We start from the raw sequence: 2,809 nt of genomic DNA on the forward strand, positions 1-2,809 counted from the left end.
CCAGGTGCGCGCAGCAGCGCCTTGGCACTTGGGACAGTGCCGGTTGCGGCAGGAGTTGTAGGCGATCCGCCAGTGCCCGCAGTCGTCGCAGGCCTCGACGTGACCGCCTAGTGCAGCGGTGCGGCAATTCTCGATCGCCGTCATGACCTTGAGCTGGCCGAGGCTCAGATGCCCGGCATGGGCTGCACGATAGGCGGGCCCGGCGCTACGGAAGATATCGGCGACCTCGATCGAGGCGCGCACCGGCTCAGCCGGGAGGAGTCACCTGCGCCTCGAGTAGCGTCGTCAATTTGTCCAGCGGACTGATGACCGCGCGCACGGTTCGAGTTGCGACCGTGGTGTAGAAAGCGGTTGTCTCGAGGTTTGCATGCCCGAGCAGTGCTTGGATGATCCGGATATCGACGCCGTCTTCAAGCAGATGCGTGGCGAAGCTGTGCCGCAGAGTGTGTGGGCCGACCCGTTTTTTGATACCCGCAGCCTCGGCAGCATCGACAACGATCCGATGGAGCTGCCTGGTACTAAGCGGCTTGAGATAGTGCATGCCCGGGAACAGCCAGCCATCAGCGTGCATGACGCCCTGCTTGCGGCCAACCGTCCACCACTCACGCAAAAGGGCAAGAAGGTCAGCGGGCAGGAGCGCATTGCGATATCGCCCGCCTTTACCGCGCTCCACTCGCAGGAGCATGCGCTTGCTGTCGACATCACGGACCTTCAGCATCGTCACTTCGGCGGCGCGCAAGCCAGCGCCATACGCAACGGACAGTGCGGCCTTGTGCTTCAGGCAGTTGGTCGCGCCAAGCAGAAGCACGACTTCGTCGCGGCTGAGGACAACGGGCAAGGAGCGCGGATTCTTGACCGTATAGAGCTTGCGGGAGAGATCCGGGCGATCAATGGTGTGCGTGAAAAAGAACCGCAGCGCAGAAACGATGCTGTTCATGGTCGGGATGCCAATGCCCGCCTCGCGCTGTTCAACCTGGAATTGCCGGAGCTCTTCTACGGTCGCAGTATCGGGAGGGCGCCCAAGATATGTGGCGAACCGCGCGACGTGGCGCACATAGTCGAACTGGGTCTTCCGCGTGAACCGGCGCATGTTCATGTCTTCGATCATGCGCTGACGCAGCGAAGTGGCGGGGGCATCGGACAGAGCGGTGGTCATAGTACGACTCCTTGGTTGAAAGGAGCCGCGATCGTCTGCCTACTTCGCCCAGACCTCAACTTACGCTCAGGCCGCCGATCACTGGCCACACCTCAAAACAAGCGCCACTCCCGCGCCAGCGGGTTCGTACTTGTCACAAAGCTGGTCGTTTGTGCTTAGGCAGCCGCGAGATGAACAGAGGGCAGGTATCAGGGAGCACTTCGGGTGCAGCGAACGTCCGCTTTGTTAGCGGGATGCGCCACGGTTTTCAGGTTAGGCGAGGGTAGGGCACTTCAAATTCTTTCGCTCTGACTCGCGAGTGAAGCGGCCTGTCGCATTTCCCAGTCTGTGGGGGTATCGATGGGGGTATTCGGTGTCATGAGTGACAAAACATCATTCAAATTCAACGCGTTAGACTGCGTAGAAGAATCCCTCCTACCTCATGGCGCCGTTCACCCATGTCGGCATTGACCGGCCAAGCCGATTTACCGACGGAAGTTATGGCGTGCTCTATGTCGGCGACCGGTTTGAGACCGCGCTGTTCGAGACGATCCACCACCATGCGCGGTTCATGGCACGAACCAAGGAGGCGCCTGGTTGGACCTCGCAGTTCCGGGAGATCGTCATGACGGTCGATGCAGACCTGCATGATCTCCGGCCTCAGGCGGGGGAGCCGGTTCCGGCGCTCGATCCCGACAGCTATGCAGCATCTCAGGTGCTCGCGCAGTCCCTCAGGACAGCAGGATCGGACGGGATTGCCTACCCGAGCACCCGGCATACCGGTGGGGAATGCGTCGGGCTCTTCTACCCAGACTGCGCATCAAATCCCTTGCAGGGGCGTCATCTCGACTATCACTGGGATGGCCAGCGCGTTGACCTCGTGCGTGATGCCGGATCAGGGGCTGTTTTCCGTATCGTCGATTTGCCGCCCGATCCTGTCTGACCGCATGAGTTGGGCTATAGGATCTCGGAGAAAGGGTCCGACCAGCAGACTCAAGTCTGCGCACGAGCCTTTACGAGCTCATGAAGCGCTTTGTCCGGCGAAACGGGGCCCTTGTACAGCGGGCTACATGGTGTCTCCGCAAGCTTGGCGGAAATCGCCAGAAGGTCGTCATCATCACCCTTTTCATAGGCATAAGCGGCCAACCAGAATTCTGCCTGCTTAACGAACTCATTGAGGATGCCGACGACGCTACGGTTCGCAGTTTTTGCGTACTGGACCTTGTCCATCCGCCAAACTTCCTGGGCGATGAATTCAGGAGGGACGCCGTGCTCCTTTAGAACTAGCAGCAATTGTGCGGGGAATCTTCGAACAAGCGTAGCTGCTGGGGCCAGCGGAATAAGCACGGGAAGCAGCGTGCGCTCAGAAACCAGCAACGCGACTTGAGGCTTCCAGAACAGGACAGTGGCGTACCAATTTCCCAGCGAAGTGTCGCTTTGTCCGGGCTCAGCGATCTCGGGTTTGATCCGATCAAGCAACTTCTTGGTGCAGTGGAGGCGAAACATAGCGGCGAAGGATAATCCTCGGCGTCCAGCGCGTCCATCGAAGCTACCAGCCAAGCAGGTCGAATGGTTGGATTGGAAGGTACCGACCAATGCACGAACCCGCTCCGCGGGAGAGTCGCTTGGGGTGCCGTAGCGTAGTATTGTTCAGGCTTTGCGTGCGGCGATGTC

General features: G+C 60.0%; 3 protein-coding genes and 1 pseudogene. 1 reads left to right on the forward strand and 3 read right to left on the reverse strand.

Translation table 11 applies throughout. From position 1 onward, the window contains the following. Both NJ75_RS19755 and NJ75_RS19760 read right to left on the reverse strand, forming a co-directional pair. On the reverse strand, positions 1-243 hold a 243-nt coding region (locus NJ75_RS19755; RefSeq protein ID WP_039337625.1), incomplete at its 3' end, for a transposase zinc-binding domain-containing protein. Positions 244-247: 4 nt separating this feature from the next. After that, positions 248-1,156, reverse strand: coding sequence for a tyrosine-type recombinase/integrase (locus tag NJ75_RS19760; protein ID WP_039337626.1), 909 nt, complete (start codon positions 1,154-1,156; stop codon positions 248-250). 412 nt (positions 1,157-1,568) lie between these two features. Here NJ75_RS19760 and NJ75_RS19765 point away from each other — a divergent pair. Continuing rightward, positions 1,569-2,078 (forward strand): annotated as a pseudogene (locus NJ75_RS19765) (RES family NAD+ phosphorylase); the annotation flags it as partial. A gap of 50 nt (positions 2,079-2,128) precedes the next feature. Here the strand turns inward: NJ75_RS19765 and NJ75_RS19770 are convergent. Continuing rightward, a complete protein-coding gene (locus NJ75_RS19770) occupies positions 2,129-2,641 on the reverse strand; it encodes a DUF6933 domain-containing protein (RefSeq protein ID WP_039337627.1) in 513 nt (170 codons plus the stop codon). Positions 2,642-2,809: the final 168 nt, after the last annotated feature.

The organism is Novosphingobium subterraneum, from assembly GCF_000807925.1.
Taxonomy (GTDB): domain Bacteria; phylum Pseudomonadota; class Alphaproteobacteria; order Sphingomonadales; family Sphingomonadaceae; genus Novosphingobium; species Novosphingobium subterraneum.